16 protein-coding genes are annotated in these 15174 nt (G+C 64.4%); 5 read left to right on the top strand and 11 right to left on the bottom strand.

Annotated features, from left to right (window positions below; translation table 11 throughout):
* Position 1: 1 nt before the first annotated feature.
* Together AB8717_RS08670 and AB8717_RS08665 are read right to left on the bottom strand one after the other, a co-directional pair.
* The gene (locus tag AB8717_RS08670) at positions 2–802 is read right to left on the bottom strand and encodes an ABC transporter ATP-binding protein (RefSeq protein WP_443750628.1); all 801 of its coding nucleotides are present in this window, start codon (positions 800–802) and stop codon (positions 2–4) included.
* On the bottom strand, positions 802–1941 hold the full coding sequence (locus AB8717_RS08665; RefSeq protein ID WP_443750627.1) for an MlaE family lipid ABC transporter permease subunit: 1140 nt from the start codon (positions 1939–1941) through the stop codon (positions 802–804). Before AB8717_RS08665 ends, AB8717_RS08670 begins: the two co-directional genes overlap by 1 nt.
* A 313-nt stretch (positions 1942–2254) precedes the next feature.
* Between AB8717_RS08665 and AB8717_RS08660 the strand changes: the two genes are divergently transcribed.
* Together AB8717_RS08660 and AB8717_RS08655 are read left to right on the top strand one after the other, a co-directional pair.
* On the top strand, positions 2255–2644 hold the full coding sequence (locus tag AB8717_RS08660) for a helix-turn-helix domain-containing protein (RefSeq protein ID WP_443750626.1): 390 nt from the start codon (positions 2255–2257) through the stop codon (positions 2642–2644).
* Entirely contained in the window at positions 2601–4619 is a 2019-nt protein-coding gene (locus AB8717_RS08655; protein ID WP_443750625.1) for a VIT domain-containing protein, read from the top strand. Before AB8717_RS08660 ends, AB8717_RS08655 begins: the two co-directional genes overlap by 44 nt.
* Positions 4620–4659: 40 nt before the next feature.
* On the opposite strand, the gene AB8717_RS08650 is transcribed toward AB8717_RS08655, so the two are convergent.
* The 7 genes from AB8717_RS08650 to AB8717_RS08620 all read right to left on the bottom strand — a co-directional run bounded on the left by AB8717_RS08650 (position 4660) and on the right by AB8717_RS08620 (position 11081).
* Positions 4660–5205 (bottom strand): GNAT family N-acetyltransferase, encoded by a 546-nt coding sequence (locus AB8717_RS08650; RefSeq protein WP_443750624.1) that lies wholly within the window; start codon positions 5203–5205, stop codon positions 4660–4662.
* A 44-nt stretch (positions 5206–5249) separates the two neighbouring features.
* On the bottom strand, positions 5250–6473 hold the full coding sequence (locus AB8717_RS08645; protein ID WP_443750623.1) for a pyridoxal phosphate-dependent aminotransferase: 1224 nt from the start codon (positions 6471–6473) through the stop codon (positions 5250–5252).
* A gap of 48 nt (positions 6474–6521) precedes the next feature.
* Positions 6522–7067 (bottom strand): NADAR family protein, encoded by a 546-nt coding sequence (locus AB8717_RS08640; protein ID WP_443750622.1) that lies wholly within the window; start codon positions 7065–7067, stop codon positions 6522–6524.
* A gap of 45 nt (positions 7068–7112) precedes the next feature.
* Positions 7113–7286, bottom strand: a complete 174-nt coding sequence (locus AB8717_RS08635; RefSeq protein WP_443750621.1) for a hypothetical protein — start codon at positions 7284–7286, stop codon at positions 7113–7115.
* A gap of 60 nt (positions 7287–7346) precedes the next feature.
* Complete coding sequence (locus AB8717_RS08630) at positions 7347–8573, bottom strand: DUF1501 domain-containing protein (RefSeq protein ID WP_443750620.1); 1227 nt, start codon at positions 8571–8573, stop codon at positions 7347–7349.
* Between the two features lie 2 nt (positions 8574–8575).
* Positions 8576–10204 carry a DUF1800 domain-containing protein gene (locus AB8717_RS08625; protein WP_443750619.1) on the bottom strand — a complete coding sequence of 543 codons (1629 nt, stop codon included), beginning with the start codon at positions 10202–10204 and terminating at the stop codon, positions 8576–8578.
* A gap of 142 nt (positions 10205–10346) precedes the next feature.
* Complete coding sequence (locus tag AB8717_RS08620; RefSeq protein ID WP_443750618.1) at positions 10347–11081, bottom strand: Crp/Fnr family transcriptional regulator; 735 nt, start codon at positions 11079–11081, stop codon at positions 10347–10349.
* A gap of 207 nt (positions 11082–11288) precedes the next feature.
* Between AB8717_RS08620 and AB8717_RS08615 the strand changes: the two genes are divergently transcribed.
* Both AB8717_RS08615 and AB8717_RS08610 read left to right on the top strand, forming a co-directional pair.
* Positions 11289–11702 carry a response regulator gene (locus AB8717_RS08615; protein WP_443750617.1) on the top strand — a complete coding sequence of 138 codons (414 nt, stop codon included), beginning with the start codon at positions 11289–11291 and terminating at the stop codon, positions 11700–11702.
* Between the two features lie 186 nt (positions 11703–11888).
* Positions 11889–13619 carry a hypothetical protein gene (locus AB8717_RS08610; protein WP_443750616.1) on the top strand — a complete coding sequence of 577 codons (1731 nt, stop codon included), beginning with the start codon at positions 11889–11891 and terminating at the stop codon, positions 13617–13619.
* A gap of 54 nt (positions 13620–13673) precedes the next feature.
* Here the strand turns inward: AB8717_RS08610 and AB8717_RS08605 are convergent, their stop codons facing one another.
* Positions 13674–14219, bottom strand: a complete 546-nt coding sequence (locus tag AB8717_RS08605; RefSeq protein WP_443750615.1) for a dihydrofolate reductase family protein — start codon at positions 14217–14219, stop codon at positions 13674–13676.
* 57 nt (positions 14220–14276) lie between these two features.
* Complete coding sequence (locus AB8717_RS08600) at positions 14277–14543, bottom strand: DUF3253 domain-containing protein (RefSeq protein ID WP_443750614.1); 267 nt, start codon at positions 14541–14543, stop codon at positions 14277–14279.
* Positions 14544–14565: 22 nt separating this feature from the next.
* On the opposite strand from AB8717_RS08600, the gene AB8717_RS08595 reads away from it, so the two are divergent.
* Positions 14566–15021: a PaaI family thioesterase gene (locus AB8717_RS08595; RefSeq protein WP_443750613.1), complete on the top strand. Its 456-nt coding sequence runs from the start codon at positions 14566–14568 to the stop codon at positions 15019–15021.
* The last annotated feature ends 153 nt before the right edge of the window (positions 15022–15174 follow it).

Here is a 15174-nt window from a genome sequence, read left to right as displayed (position 1 = left end):
TTCAAGCCTTCACTCGGCCACGCGGTCCATTGAAATATTCATGGATCCACGGGTGGGTTGATTTTTCCAGCTCCGAAACCGGCGCCTTGGCGACAACCTTTTTGTCGGCCAGCACGGCGATTTCGGTACAGATGGCGTAGAGACTATCAAGATCGTGCGTGATCATAAATACGGTCAGCCCCAGGCTGGACGCCAGATCCTTGATCAGCGTGTCGAAGGCCGCGGCGCTGATCGGGTCCAGCCCCGCCGTCGGCTCGTCGAGAAACAGCAGTTCGGCATCGAGCGCCAAAGCCCGCGCCAGCGCCGCGCGCTTGATCATGCCGCCCGACAGTTCGGACGGCATCAGGTCCGCCGCCCGCGCCGGCAGGCCGACCAGGGCCAGCTTCAGCATGGCGACGGCGCGCATTTCGCGCACGTTGAGATCGGTGAATTCCGCCATCGGGGCCATGATGTTTTCGGCCACGGACAAGGTCGAAAACAGCGCCCCGCTCTGGAACAGCACGCCGGTGCGCGCCTGCACGCGGCGGCGCTCATCCGGGCTTTCGCTGTTCAGGCGCTGGCCCAGCAGGAGGATATCGCCCGCCGTCGGCTTTTGCAGCCCCAGGATCGAGCGCAGCATCACCGTCTTGCCGGCGCCGGAGCCGCCGACCACGCCCAGGATTTCGCCGCGCTTGACGACCAGGTTCAGGTCGTCGTGCACGACGTGCTCGCCGAACTGGTTGCGCAGGCCCTTGATGACGATGGCGGCATTCGCCTCGTCTTCGTGGGTTTCGATCGGCGGTAAGGGTTTCTTGCGGGCCATCAGAAGGTGAACCCGTTGAACAGGATGGCGAACATGGCGTCGATCATGAAGACCAGGAAGATCGACTGCACCACGGCGGTCGTGACCTTGCGGCCCAGCGAAATCACGTCTTCCTTGACCGTCATGCCCATGCGGCAGCCGACAATGGCGATGGTGGCGGCGAAGACCGGCGTGCGGATGATGCCGACAAAGAAGTTCTCGAACGGCACATAATCATAGAGCCGTTGCAGGAAGTAGCCCGGGCTCAGTTGCAGCACCGCCCAGATGACGACCGCGCCGCCCATCATGCCGGCGATGGCGCCCAGGAAGGTAATCAGCGGCGTCATCACGCACAGGGCGAAGACGCGCGGCAGCACCAGCGCCTCATACGGATCGATGCCCATGACGCGCATGGCGTCGATTTCCTGGTTCATCTTCATGGCGCCGATTTCGGCGGCGAAGCTGGAGGCCGAGCGCCCCGCGATCAACACGGCGGCGATGACCGGCGCGAATTCGCGCAACACGCCGATGGAAACGAAGTCGATGGCGAAAACCGCCCCGCCGTACTGCCTGAGCGACAGCACCATCAGGAAGGCCAGCACGGCGCCGACGAAGAAGTTGGTCAGGGTGACGATCGGAATGGCTTCCAGCCCGGCGCGCTGCATGATGTTGACCACGGCGGGCCAGCGGATGCGCCTGGGGTTGACGATCGACAGCAGGAACAGGGTGGTGACGTGGCCGATAAACACCGACTGGGCGATGAAATGTTCCCAGAAGGTCTCCATGGCCTTGCCGATGCGGACCATCAGCCCGGCCAGCGGGTTGTGCCACAGGGTCCTGGCGGGCTCGGACGACTTGTCCATCGCCACGCCCTCGTTCGAGGTCGTCTCGGTCAGGGCGTAGATATGGGCGAACTTGTCCTGGCCCTTGAACAGGTCGCCTTCGATGCGGTCGCCGGCGATGGTGCGCAACAAAAGCGCGCCGGCGGTGTCGAGCGCTTCCAGCTGCGACGAGTCGACCTCTATGTGCTGGGCCTTGTTGAGCTGGGCGCGCAGGCGCACGGCAAAGCCGTGCAGCTCAGTGATCGTCCACTGCCCTTTCAGGATTAAACGCGCGCGGCCATTGTCCGCCGTTTCGATAGAATAGTCAGCCTTCGACATAAAGCTCGGCAATAAGAGACATGCGCGAAATCGACTCGCAGAACGAAACCCGGCGTTTCAAGGCCCTTATACATGAAGGAAATTGATAAATTGGCAATAGCCGGACCGCAAAAAATTGAACCGAACCGTACGGTTTTCACAGGCGGCATAAAAATTCAGCAGGATTCGCGTGGGAAGGGAGATGAACAGCGATGGAGGATGCAGACATCCCGCTAACCCGGCTGAAATTGAAAATCCTTTCGACAAGATTTTTGTCAATAGCACTTGACCTCCACCTCTCCTTTCGACATATTTGCTGTCGAAAGGAGATACCGTGCGAATCCACGAATTAATGGAGCGGGCTGGAATTTCTGAGCGGCAGGTTCGCTACCTGATCGCAGAAGGCTTCATTCCGGCGCCGTCCGGAGGACGGGCCAATGCCCAGTATGGCGAGGCGCATGTCCACGGTGCCCGCCGCTATATGCGGTTGCGTGAGCTTGGCTTTCCGCCGGCGGCGATCCGCCTGCTCTTGTTGGCGCGTGAAGGCACGCCATTTCCCGTCGCGCCCGGCATCACCCTTTTGGTGAGCCCAGACGTCATCGCCAGCGGTCAGGCCGTCGACCCGGTACTGACTAAGCTCGAAAAACTCTTGACCGCGATCCTGAAGGAGGATGTTTCCGATGCCCAAGATTCCGACACACCAGATTCCGGCGCCTCTGACTGATCCTCTGGCCGTTTTCATGGCCGGCTGGCTCGAAACGCGCCAGAGCCATCCCCTGCCCCTGATCGCGACCGAAATCGATGTCGAGATCGCCTCGAGCCTGGCCGTCGTCGAGACGCGCCGCCGGTTCCGCAATACCGAAGACGCGCCGATAGAAGCGGTGATGACCTTCCCCGTGCCGGTGCACGCGGTGCTGTTCGCGCTGGAGGCGCGGATCGATGGCCGCCACGTCATCGGCCACGCGCAAAGCCGCCAGCAGGCGCACGAAACCTATGAGGCCGCGGTTGAAACCGGCAAAGCGGCCGTGCTGCACGAAGAGGTTCTGCGCGGCATCCATACGCTGTCGGTGGCGAACATCCGTCCGGGCGGCGAGATCGAAGTGACCCTGCGTTGGGCGGCGTCGCTCAACGCAGTCGCCGGCCAGGGCGCCCTGCGCATTCCGCTGACCGTGGGCGATATCTACGGTTTTTCGGGCCTGCCGGAGGCCGACCAGCTGACACACGAGGTGCGTGCACCACAATCGGCGCAATTGCACATCACCTGCACCGATGGCGCCGTGACGGTCGCCCATGCGGCGGCGAAGGACGGCGACTACTGGACCGTGCCGCTCAATCGGCCAGTCGACCTAGTCGCACCGGTCCCGGCGGGCATAACGCTCAGCGGAACGGCCGCCGATGGCCGGACCGTCGATCTGACGATCGGCGCCAGCCCGCGCGGCGAAGAGGTCTGCCGCCTGGCCGTCCTTACCGATTTTTCGGGCTCGATGCGCGATGCCTTCGGCCCCGGCCAGTCCAAGCATACGGCGGCGATCAAGCTGGTGAAATCCGTCGCGGGCGCGCTCCGGGCCCACGACTATCTCGACCTCTGGCAGTTCGACACCGTGGCGGAACACGTCGCCACCCTGATGCAGTTCGACGCGCCAGCAATCGATGGCGCCATAGCCAAGATGTCGGCCCCGCGCGGCGGGACGGAAATCGGCGGCGCGCTCAACACCGTGCTGGCAAAGTCCGAGGTCACCGACATCCTGCTGGTGACCGACGGACAGAGTTATGCGCTGGACGTGCAGGCGCTGGCGAAGCGCGGCCGCCGCATCAGCGTCCTGCTGATCGGCGAAGGCAGCCTGGAGGCCCGCGTCGGCCATCTGGCCACGCTGACCGGCGGGGCAGTCTTCATCGCCACGCCATCCAACCTCGCTGCTGTCGCCGAAGCCATGCTGGGCGTGGTGCGCAGCCCGTTCCTGCCCATCGTGCCGATCACCGGACCGCTTGATGTCGTGTCGGCGCGCCGCGGCGGCATGGACCTGACGGCGCACTGGACGACGGCCAAAGAGGCCGAACCGGCGACACCGCTCGGCCGAGCTGTAGCTGCCTTCGCCGCCGCGCTGGCCCTGCCCGCGCTCGACGACACCCGCGCCGGGCAACTAGCCGAAGCCGAAGGCCTGGTCACCCACCTGACCAGCCTTGTCCTTGTCGACGAAGCCGGCGAAGGCGTCGACAGCTTGCCCAATCTGCGCAAGGTGGCGCTGGAAACACCGATGTACATGGGCGGTCCGGTCGCCGTTGCGGCGGCTGCCCCGATGGCGGGCGGAGCCTTCCCTGGCGGCGCCTTAAGGATGCGCAAACTGGGAAAGACGCGCGGCATTGTGGCCCAGCCCGCCAGCGACTTCGTCATGCGGCTTGAGGATATCGCCTGCCTGATCGGCTGGGACGCCGGGGCGTCGCGCCTGATGGCGCTCGACCTGAGCGGCCTGCCGACCGATCTTGCCGACGAGATCAAGGCGTTGGCGGAGGACTTGCTCGACAAGGCACAGGCGCTCGGCCTACCGCCCATGAAGCTCGCCCTGGCGCTTCTGGCGCACTGTGCGTCGGACGGTTCGCGCAGTGCCTCAAGACTGGCACGCATCATCCTCGGCAAGTGCGATCCGGGCGTGCTCAACGCCATGCTCGGCGAGCTCGGGCTCGCCGAGTTCACGACCTGAGCCTGCGGTATGCGGCGGGCGACAACAGCCTTCGCGCTCCCTAAAGCGCCTTCCGCATCCGTTTCAGCGGGATCGATACGCCGTCAACCGGATCGGTGGCGATAGCCTCGATCGTCCGGTACCCGCAGCGTTCATAAAGCGGCACGCCGGCCAGTGTCGCCATCAGCTCCGCCGTCGTAAAGCCCGCCGCGCGGGCGGCGTCTTCCGAGGCCTGCAATATGGCCCAGCCGACGCCACGCCGGATAAAGTCGGGTGACGTATACATGGCCCTGACGCGCGCGGGGTCGGTTGCCGGATCGAGTCTTTGCGGTTCGCGCGCCACCAGCGACGCGTCGCCGCCATAGAGGGTCGCGCGATAGCTCCAGCCGCCGCAGCCGGCCAGCACGCCGCCGATCTCGGCGATGAAATAGGTGCCGTCGCGGATCAGCTGGGTGTCGAGTTCCATGAAATGGTGGCTGACGGCGATCTGTTCGGGCGTCAGAAAGCCCTTCTGAAGCCGCGCGATCGAAACCTTCATCAGGCCCCTGATCGCCTCGACATCGTCCAATCCGGCAACGCGCAGCCTTATCGCATCACTGTCCGGCATGGCATCGTATCTCCGTCAACAGCGCTGCCGCCCGGCGAACCGGCTTAGGATACGCCTTCGCGATACGCCTTGAGGAACCCTGCCACCCGGCCGATGGCTTCGCGCAGGTCGGGCTCATGCGGCAAGAAGACCATGCGGAAATGGTCCGGCGACGCCCAGTTGAACCCTGTCCCCTGGACCAGCATCACGCGTGTGGCCTCCAGCATCTCGAGGAAGAACTGCCGGTCGTCCTTGATCGGATAGACGTCGGGATCGAGGCGCGGGAACATGTAGAGCGCGGCCTGTGGCTTGACGCAGGTCACGCCCGGAATGGCGGTGATCAGCTCGTAGGCCAGGTCACGCTGCCGGCGCAGGCGTCCGCCTTCGCGCACCAGGTCGTTGATGCTCTGGTAGCCGCCCAGCGCCGTCTGGATGGCCCACTGGCCCGGCACGTTGGCGCACAGCTTCATATTGGCCAGCATGTCCAGGCCGTCGATATAGTCGCGGGCGGCGCGCTTGTCGCCCGACACCGTCATCCAGCCGGCGCGGTAACCGCAGGCGCGGTAGCTCTTGGACAGCGAATTGAAGGTCAGGGTCAGGACGTCGGTCGACAGGCTGGCCATGGCCGTATGCTTGACGTCGTCGTACAGGACCTTGTCGTAGACCTCGTCCGCCAGGATGACCAGGTTGTGCTCGCGCGCCAGCGTCACGATGTCCTGCAGCACGGCGTCGGGATAGACGACGCCCGTCGGATTGTTCGGATTGATGATCACTATGCCTTTGGTTCGCGGCGTGATCTTGGCGCGGATGTCGGCAAGATCGGGAATCCAGCCCTGGTTTTCGTCGCACAGGTAATGGACCGGCTTGCCGCCCGACAGGGTGGCGACGGCCGTCCACAGCGGATAGTCGGGCGCCGGCAGCAGCAGTTCGTCGCCGTCGTCGAGCAGGGCATTGGTCGCCATGGCGATCAGGTCGGACGCGCCGTTGCCCAGGTAGACGTCATCCAGCGTCACGCCCTGCACGCCCTGGGTCTGGGTATAGTGCATGATGGCCTTGCGCGCCGCGAAGATGCCCTTGCTGTCGGAATAGCCGGCGGAGTTCGGCAGGTTGCGGATCATGTCCTGCTGGACTTCCTCGGGCGCGTCGAAGCCGAAGGCCGCCAGGTTGCCGATGTTCAGCTTGATCAGCTTCTGGCCCTCTTCCTCCATCTGCTTGGCCCGTTCCATGATGGGGCCGCGGATGTCGTAGAGGACGTGAGCGAGCTTGCTCGACTTGCGTATGGTCTTCATAAAAGGCTTCCGAAAAAATACTGCGATTGCGCTACCCGCTGGGGCGCGTCAGCGCAAGCGCTCGCGTGCATGCATCAGGGCAAAGCCGAGGAGATTATCGCCCTTCCAAAGCGACGGATCGGCCGCATCGGGATTGTCGGCCGCCAGCCCTATACCCCAGACGGGATCGACGGGGCTGGCTTCGACAAGAACCCGGTCACCGGTCGCCAAAAGATAATCGCGCAGGTCCACGTTCTGGCTGAACTTATGGAAGTTCCCGTCCTGAACGACAGCGAGCTTTCGCGCGTCCCACCGCGCCGCGTCGAATCCCCTGGCTTCCCGCCCCAGTTGCTTGACCTGCTTGGGACTTTCGGCCGCCAGGATTTTCGTTGCGGTCTCGTCGTCGCCGAACAGTCGGGCCTTATGCACCATCATCCAGTGCTCGGCCGTGCGGTACACGACGCCATCGACCTCAAAGGCGCTCTGCCACCACTGGCTGAGGCAAGAAGAGGTTATCCTGCCGTCCTTCGACGGCTGATGTCCCCAAAAGAAGAGGAAGTTCTGGGGTTCATTGGCCTTGAAGGCGTTTTCGACAGCGGCGCGATCATAATACATGGGCGGGATAAACGCGCGGTGAGCGCATCTGTCAATATGCCGCCGTTACCGGGCAGCGGACATCGCATAGGCCATCTGGGTTTCAAGCCAGTTGTCGATCTGCGTGTAGATCTGCGCCACCGCCGGATTGCCGGTCTTGCGGCTGGCCTCGATCAGGCTCCGCGCGCGTTCCCGCAGGCGGTACAGCATTATGATGTTACGGCATTGATCGATCGGCATCGGGCGTCTCCAGGCCGCAACCCTACGCCATCGGGCTTAACAAATCGCGCCGCGCGCTGCCTAAATCAGTTGCAGGTCGATCGGCGCCGCGCCGGTAAACACCGTATCGAGGCCTTGTTGCCGCAGATCGAACTGCTTCTGGATGATGCCGCCGATCAGGGCGCGGTAATCCGTCAGCACGGGCAGGTCGCGGTTCTGGAACAGGGTGTCGGCGGCGATGCGGACCTGCGGCCCCGCCATGCGCCCGCCGCGCACCGCCCCGCCCATCACCCAATAGACGCTGCCGTGGCCGTGGTCGGTGCCCTTGTCGCCGTTTTCGCGGAAGGTGCGGCCGAATTCGGAAATCACCACCACCGTTGTGCGGTTCCAGGCCGGCCCGCTGGCACGGGCAAAGCTGGCCAACCCCTTGCCCAGGTCGGAAATCTTCGACGCCAGCTGGCCGTCGGCATTGCCCTGGTTGACGTGCGTGTCCCAGCCGCCGACATCGAGGAAGGCCAGGTTATAGCCCTGGTCCATGATCCCGGCCATGCGCTGCGCCTGCAAGGCAAAGCCCGTGGCGTCGACGGCGCCGCGGCTGGCGGCCGCCATCTCGTCCTGCATGGCCTTGTAGGCGCCCTGACGGACGGAAAAGCCAGTCTGGACGCCGACCAGGGGCGCGATGGCCGCGGCCTCGGGGCTTTGGTACATCGACTCGATCAGCGCCTGCTGCCGGGCGTCGAAGGGCGGCTTGCCGATCGAATTGACCGTCAGGTTGGGCACGGGCTTGTCTCCGCCCCGGAAGATGATCGGCACGTCCTGCGAGAAGGCGATCGGCTGCGCCGACTGCCCCAGCGCCGTCGCCAGCCGCCCCAGGAAGCCGGAATTGTAGTCGCGGCTGCCGCCGATCGGCTGGCCCAGTTCGATCGTGTCCTGCGTCTCGAAATGGCTGCGCGTCACATCGTCGGTGCCGGCAAAGGGGACGAAGGCCACCTGCCCCGCCTGCCACAGCGGATAGAGACTGTCGGCCAAGGCCGGATGCAGGCTCCAGTCGGCGTCGAGCGCCAGCGCCGCCTTAGCATTGGCTGGGTCCGGCCGCGCGATCGCGATGGTCGGCCGCGACTGATAATAGAAGTCGCTGCCGGTCGGGATGACGATCGAGGCCGCGTCATAAGCCCCGCGCAGGAATACGACCATCAGCCGGCTGCCGGCGTCGGGCGCGGCCAGAGCGCGGGCGGCAACCCCAAGCCCGCTTGCGGTGGCGAAGGAGAAGCCGAGCGCACCGCCAAAGAATGAGCGTCGAGACACCATGACTATCTTCCCATGAAATCCGGTGAGGCCAGAAGCAGCGTGTTCCATTCCGCCGGCGACTTGGCCTGGGCAAGCGCGGCCTGGACCGGGGCGCTGTAGCTTTTGGCGACCAGGGTGTCGAACCGGCGGCCCTGCACCTGCGGCAGGGTCGTCTCGAGCGGCAGGGCGACCCCGTCGGGCTTGAACAGGTTGTTGTATCCGCTGCCGATGGAGCGGGCGATTTCAAAGCGCTGCTCGATCTGTCCCGGCCCGTTCCAGAACGAGCGCGTGGCCGGATAGCCGTCGGGCGTCACGTGACTGTAGACGGGCTCGCCCAGTTGCCCGGCCCACGACACGACGGGCTTCGCGTTGAGAATGCCCCGGTCGGGATAGGACACCCGCATCGCGGAAACCACATAGTGTTCCGGGTCCTTGAGCAGCGGCGTCTTCAGCGCCTTGCGGAACTCACGCGAATGGAACATCAGGTCCAGCACCGCCGCGATATCGCCGTCCGTTTCCTGGAAGCGGCCGGCCATGGCGTCGATCAGCGACTTCGGCGGGTCTTCCGAGACGAACAGCCGCGCCAGCTTGGTTGAGATGAAGCGCGCGGTCGCCGGTTCCTTGCACAAGATGTCGAGCGCCTGCTGCACCTCGGCATAGCCGCTGCCCTTGATGGTGTGTCCCAGGAAGACCTTGTCGCTGAAATCGTGGCGGGCGGGATTGAAGACGAAATCGCCGTCGTGGATCAGAAGCGCCTGCTGGGCCGCCGGCACCTTGAGGGTCTGCCCCGGCGCCAGATAACCGACCCCGGTCAGGATATGGGCCAGCGCCTCGACGTCGGCCTGGGTATAGCCGGAGCCGACGCCCATGGTGTGCAGTTCCATCAGCTCGCGGGCATAATTCTCGTTGATGTGCCCCGCGGCGTTCTGGGCGTTGTCGAGATACTGCACCATGGCCGGGTGCCGCATCACCGCTTCCAGCAGGGTGCGGAACTTGCCGAGCGCATTGGGCCGGATGGCGCTGTCTTCGTAATCGGCCAGGCGATAGGTAATGTCGCCCTTGTCCCACAGCACGTTGAAATGGTTGAACCAGAACCACGCCATCTGCTCACGCAACTGGTCCTGGCCGTAGATTTCGCGCAGCACGCGCCGGGCCTGGGTCTCGCTGAGCGTCTCGCCGCGATAGGCGTTCAGCACCTGTGAGGCCGCCAGAGGAGGAGGCGCCTGCGGGGCGGGTTTGGCCTCGGCGGGCGCCGGCGCCATCGTCGCAGAGGCCAGAGCCGCGGGGACAGGGGCAACGGCGGCGGCCTGGGCGGCATCGTACGCCGCCTTGGCGTCTTCGACCTTCTTGCGCAGCGCCGCCACCTCGGCCAGTTGATCGTTCGCCTTCTTGTGAAGGTGCGGCATGGCGTCGATCATCGCGGCCACGTCGGGCGGCAGCCCGATATCGCTGTCGGGGTGGAGCTGCGCCTGAAGCCACGCCTCGGCTCCGCGCGCCGACAGGTCGTCCAGCAGGGCGTCGTTGACGCCGAAACTGATGCGGTTGGCCAGGGCGATGTCTTCGGGACGGAGCGTGCGTTCGGCGGATGCCGGTCCCGGCGCAAACGCAAGACCCGAACACGCATACAGACCGAAAAAGAGTGCGCGGCGCATGGCGGTTGACCTCCAGCCTGTCCGCGACAAGGTGCCGCCCCATTGTGTTCTTTTCGTGGACCGTGCGGTGCCCGGTTATGGCCTCACAATGAGGAGAAGGCGCCAAATATGTCAGACCTGAAACATGCACCTATGGCCGCCGTCATGCGGGCGGCGGGTAGATGCCGTGCAGGACCTTGTCGAAATGATCCTCGATGACCATGGTGCAGGTGCACGACAGGGCGCGCAAGGCCTGCAAGTCCTTGATGATCATGACACCGCGCCCCGTCTCGATAATGCCGTCGCGGCGCAGACTTCCCAGCACGCGGCTGATGAAGGTCCGCCCTACGCCCAGCATGTCGGCCAGCTGGTCCTGCGTCATCCTGAATTCCGGCTCGCTGTTACGCGCCAGGCCCGCCAGGATCATCTTGGCGACGCGCTGGCGGATGGTGTGGACGGCGTTGCAGGCCGAGGTCTGGAAGACCTGCGCCAGCAGGCAGTCGGCATAGCGCGAGAACCAGTGGCGCAGGCTGATAGACTCCAGCTTCATCTGTTCCAGCGCCGAGGTCTTGATGCGCAGGAACGGACCGCCCAGCCGCACCACCGACGTTGCGTAGGCCGGCACGTTTCCGTTCGACACGATGCCGCCGATCGCGCCTTCGCGGCCGACAAAGGCGACATCGACCCCCTGCCCGTCCACCCCGGCGATACAGAAGGCGGCCAGCGCATTCCCGCACGGAAACCACGTGTCGGTGACGTCCTGGCCGGCGTGGGTCAGCACCGCGTGCGGCGGTAAATCCAGCGCCAGCATATGCGGTTGCAGGCGCTGCTTGTCTTCGTCGCGCAGTACGGACAGCAAGGCGTTTTGCCGCATCTGCTGCTGGGTTGGAGAGGTCATGGGCGCACCTTCAACAGTCCCTGGAAAAAATAACGTTCGGTATGTGCACTAGTGGACAGACACGGTTGCCGGGAAATGTTACCCGCGAACACAAGGCCTGCGCGTCCTGAAAAGCGGCGCGACACGGCTTTGTCGCGCCCTCCCGCATAAAGCGGCAATGTTTCCCGGGGTTTAGCCGGGATAAGACTCTATCATACAAGGCTCTCCATGACGCGCCCGGCCGGCACTGCAAACGTGCCGCTCCATGTCCTGATCGTCGACGACAATGTGTCCGCAGCCCAGACCACGGGGTGGATGGTCGAGCTCATGGGCTATACCTACGCCCTGGCCGACCGCGGCAGCACGGCCATCGCCAGCGCGGCCACGCTACCGCCCGACGTGGTCATCCTCGATATCGGCCTGCCGGGGACCAACGGCCTCGACATCTGCCGCGACATGAAGATCATGCCGGGCCTTGCCGGCACGGTCTTTATCGCCCATTCCGGCTATGGCGACGCCCGGACGCGGGCGCTGGCCGCCGAGGCCGGTTTCGCGCACTTCCTGCTGAAGCCGTTCGAGGCCCTGACGCTGGAGACGCTTCTGGCGGAGGCCGCCGAACGCAAGGCGTCACGCCTTAAGTGACGTGGCCTGAGCCGGGTGTGGGCCGCACGCCGCACTGGCCGGTTAATGCTTACCGACATCTTTACATGTGAAAGATGTTTTGTTGACAGCGCCGTAAATCCATACCTATCATCAGACAATTGGACAGCCTTTCGCTGTACCATTAAGCCGGGAAATGACACCGGTGTCAAAAAGGGAAGTGAAAACATGAAACCAGTATATCTCGCTACCTGTTCGATATTATTGCTGCTGACCGCGTGCGGCGGCGGCGGTTCGGGGTCGTCCTCGTCCAGTTCGGGCAGCAGTTCCTCGTCCTCGACCGGCCTGACGGCCGCCCAGCTCAACAACTGGGGTGGCGCCAACCCGTCCGGGAACTTCATCCCGGCCAAGAACGATACGGCCGCCTATAACGACACCCGCCTGCAGATCACCTTCGACGCGCCCCCTACCCTTGGGACGACCGGCCTGATCAAGGTCTACAAGTCCGACGGCACCCTGGTCGACACGATCGACGTCAGCGCGACGGTCGTCAACGCCGGCGGCGAAACCCAGACCACCTTTGCCAGGACCAACACCGAAATCGACAAGATCGGCAACAATGTCCCGGGCCTGACGCAGTGGCGCTTTACCTATTACCGCCCGGTCACCATCACGGGCAACAAGGCGGTCATCAAGCTGCACGACAACGTGCTCGACTTCGCCACCAGCTATTACGTAACCATGGACAACGGCGTGCTGAACGGCACGGTCGGCGGCACCGCTTTTACCGGCTTCAGCGCCGCGACCGACTGGACCTTCACGACGAAGAAGGCGCCGACCAATGTCAATGTCATTGTCGACGACGACGGCCCCGCCGACTTCCGCAGCGTCCAGGGCGCGCTGAACTGGGAAATGTGGAACGGCTGCACCACCTGCGGCTACGCCAACACCGCCAAGACGATCACCATCAAGAACGGCACCTATGACGAACAGCTGTTCCTGCGCAATGTCAGCAATCTCAGCCTGGTCGGCGAAAGCCGCGACGGCGTGATCGTGCAGACCAACAATTTCGAAGCCTTCAACTCCGGCACCGGCGGCAGCAAGACGGCAGCGGCCACGACCCTGACCAATATCGGCGGCAACGCGGCCCTGGGCAACCGCCGCGCGCTGGGCGGCGGGCGGCCGGTCCTGCTGATCGAAGGCGGCGACATGGTGACGCTGACCAACTTCACGCTGAAGAATACCCACGTGAAGGACGCCAACACCAACGGCCAGGCCGAGACCATCTACTTCAACTCGGCCACCCTCACCGGCTCGCGCCTGGTGGCGACCAACATGAACTTCCTCAGCACCCAGGACACCATCCAGGTCAAGGGCTGGGTGTGGATCTACAATTCTTTGATCTCGGGCGATGTCGACTTCATCTGGGGCTCGCCGTTCGCCGTGGCGCTCGAAAACGACGAACTGCATACCGTCGTCGACACCAGCGCGCCGACCTCGGGCGGCTTCGTCTTCCAGGCGCGGTCGGCCAAGGGTTTCCCGGGCTTCGTCGTCCTGAACTCGTCGCTGACGGCGGACGCCGCCGTGCCGGCGGGCTCGACCTACCTGGCGCGCTCGTCCGGCGTCACCCAGGCCGGCGGCTACTGCACCACGCCGTTCACCAGCGGCAGCCTGGCCAACGGCAACATCTATTGCGACAACGTGGCCTATATCAACACCAAGATGGGGACGCACGTGGCGACGGCCGGCTGGTGGAACAATCCGCTGCCCAATCTGACGGCAACGGCGACCGAGGGCTGGCGCGAAAGCGGCAGCATGAATGCGGCCGGCGCAGCCCTGAGCATGAGCGGCCGCAACACCGCCATCTCGTCGAGTACGGCCGACCTGAGCGGCCTGAATTCGCGCGCCAAGATCTTCGCCAGCTGGAACAACAATGCCGGCTGGACGCCCGCGCCGTAACTTCGGCGCCGACGCGCAAACCCCAAGGCCTGGAGGTTCGCCTCCAGGTCTTTTTTATGCCGGAACGTAGATGAGCCCCATGGTCTCGTCGTCGATCCGCTCGCTCGACACCAGCCGCAGCGGCGGCCGGGCGTCGTGAAAGAACGGTTTGCCCTGGCCGAGCACGAAGGGCCGCATGACCAGATGGTACTCGTCGATCAGCCCGGCGCTTGTCAGCAGGCCTGCGACCTGTGGTCCCGACACGCTGATCGTGCCGTCGGTGCGGTCCTTGAGCGCGCGGACCCGGGCTTCGATATCGCCGGCGACCAGGGTGGCGTTGGGGCCGACGCTGCCGAGCGTCCCCGACACGACCCATTTCGGCAGCCGGCGCCAGGCTTCGGCGAATTCACGCAAGGGTTCGTCCCAGGCCGGATCGTCGATGTCCCAGTAGCGCATGACCTCGTACATGCGCCGGCCGTAGATGGTGGCGGCCTGGCCGGCGACCGCGTCGATCCAGTACTGGAAAAGCTTCGGGCCGGGCCTCGGCATCACCAGATTGCCGCCGGCATCGTCGACATAGCCGTCGAGCGACACATTCATTGCCAGTATAAGCTTGCCCATGACGGTCTCCGCTATCGCATGCCAAGGCTAACACCGGCAGCGCAATGCGTCATCCAGCTATTCGGGCAGTTCGCCTTCGGCGTCCGCCGCCAGCCGTACGCGGTAGACGCCCTTCAGCCCTTCAGGCGACACCGGCTTGCCCTTGCGCAGGACGTCGACGCGGCCCTGGCGCGCCAGGCCGATGATGACGCCCCTGATTTTCGGCAGTTCGCGCTGCCAGTTTTCGGCATCCAGCGTCTTGGCGAGGTCGTTGGGGCTTATGGACTCCTTGTCTCGCAATTGCGATAAGAGCGCCAACAGAGTCTCTTCGACCTGCGATGACATGAGTAACCTCCGGAGTAACGTGATGGCCGATGAACAAAAGCGCCAGCTGATCAGCGACGGCGAATTCGCCGGCTGGGTCGTGTCCGAACCCGCCGAAAACTTCAACGGCCTTGTCGGCCCCTACTACTACCGCCAGGACGCGGCTGGAAAGGTCGAAGTGGCGTTCAAGGCCGAAAAACGCCACCTCAACGGCGGCGGCACGGTCCACGGCGGCTGTTTGCTGACCCTGGCGGACACGTCGCTGTTCATCTTCGCCCTGCCCCACCTCGAAGGCGGCGGCGCGGTGACCGTCCAGCTCGATTCGCAGTTCCAGCAGCCGGGGCGGCTGGACGACATCATCATCGCCACGGGCGAGATCACCCGCGCCGGCAAGACGCTGGTCTTCGGCCGCGGCGAGCTGAAGTGCAAGGATCGCCTGCTGATGAGCTTTACAGGCATCCTGGCGCGCAAATCGCCCCAGGGCAGCCGCGACGGGTAGGCTTAAGGGCTATTCACAGATTTCACAGATTATTCAGCGCCTTACCGTCCCCTTTCGCGCCAACCGCCAAAGAGGCCCTACGCGCGAAGCGCAATATCCGTATTTGTAGCCAGCTCAGAATCCAGCCGATAACACTCTGAAAAATCTGTGAAA

Source organism: Asticcacaulis solisilvae, assembly GCF_052327315.1.
Taxonomy (GTDB): Bacteria; Pseudomonadota; Alphaproteobacteria; order Caulobacterales; family Caulobacteraceae; genus Asticcacaulis; species Asticcacaulis solisilvae_B.
The sequence above is the reverse complement of the archived record's forward strand: the minus strand, read 5'-3'. Positions and strand labels throughout refer to the sequence as shown.

Coding starts and splice junctions, on each gene's coding strand:
- AB8717_RS08600 (WP_443750614.1), bottom strand. CDS start 14,543: ATGTCATCGCAGGTCGAAGAGACTCTGTTGGCGCTCTTATCGCAATTG.
- AB8717_RS08630 (WP_443750620.1), bottom strand. CDS start 8,573: ATGGTGTCTCGACGCTCATTCTTTGGCGGTGCGCTCGGCTTCTCCTTC.
- AB8717_RS08640 (WP_443750622.1), bottom strand. CDS start 7,067: ATGTATTATGATCGCGCCGCTGTCGAAAACGCCTTCAAGGCCAATGAA.
- AB8717_RS08670 (WP_443750628.1), bottom strand. CDS start 802: ATGGCCCGCAAGAAACCCTTACCGCCGATCGAAACCCACGAAGACGAG.
- AB8717_RS08655 (WP_443750625.1), top strand. CDS start 2,601: ATGCCCAAGATTCCGACACACCAGATTCCGGCGCCTCTGACTGATCCT.
- AB8717_RS08615 (WP_443750617.1), top strand. CDS start 11,289: ATGACGCGCCCGGCCGGCACTGCAAACGTGCCGCTCCATGTCCTGATC.
- AB8717_RS08645 (WP_443750623.1), bottom strand. CDS start 6,473: ATGAAGACCATACGCAAGTCGAGCAAGCTCGCTCACGTCCTCTACGAC.
- AB8717_RS08610 (WP_443750616.1), top strand. CDS start 11,889: ATGAAACCAGTATATCTCGCTACCTGTTCGATATTATTGCTGCTGACC.
- AB8717_RS08595 (WP_443750613.1), top strand. CDS start 14,566: ATGGCCGATGAACAAAAGCGCCAGCTGATCAGCGACGGCGAATTCGCC.
- AB8717_RS08605 (WP_443750615.1), bottom strand. CDS start 14,219: ATGGGCAAGCTTATACTGGCAATGAATGTGTCGCTCGACGGCTATGTC.
- AB8717_RS08625 (WP_443750619.1), bottom strand. CDS start 10,204: ATGCGCCGCGCACTCTTTTTCGGTCTGTATGCGTGTTCGGGTCTTGCG.
- AB8717_RS08620 (WP_443750618.1), bottom strand. CDS start 11,081: ATGACCTCTCCAACCCAGCAGCAGATGCGGCAAAACGCCTTGCTGTCC.
- AB8717_RS08635 (WP_443750621.1), bottom strand. CDS start 7,286: ATGCCGATCGATCAATGCCGTAACATCATAATGCTGTACCGCCTGCGG.
- AB8717_RS08650 (WP_443750624.1), bottom strand. CDS start 5,205: ATGCCGGACAGTGATGCGATAAGGCTGCGCGTTGCCGGATTGGACGAT.
- AB8717_RS08665 (WP_443750627.1), bottom strand. CDS start 1,941: ATGTCGAAGGCTGACTATTCTATCGAAACGGCGGACAATGGCCGCGCG.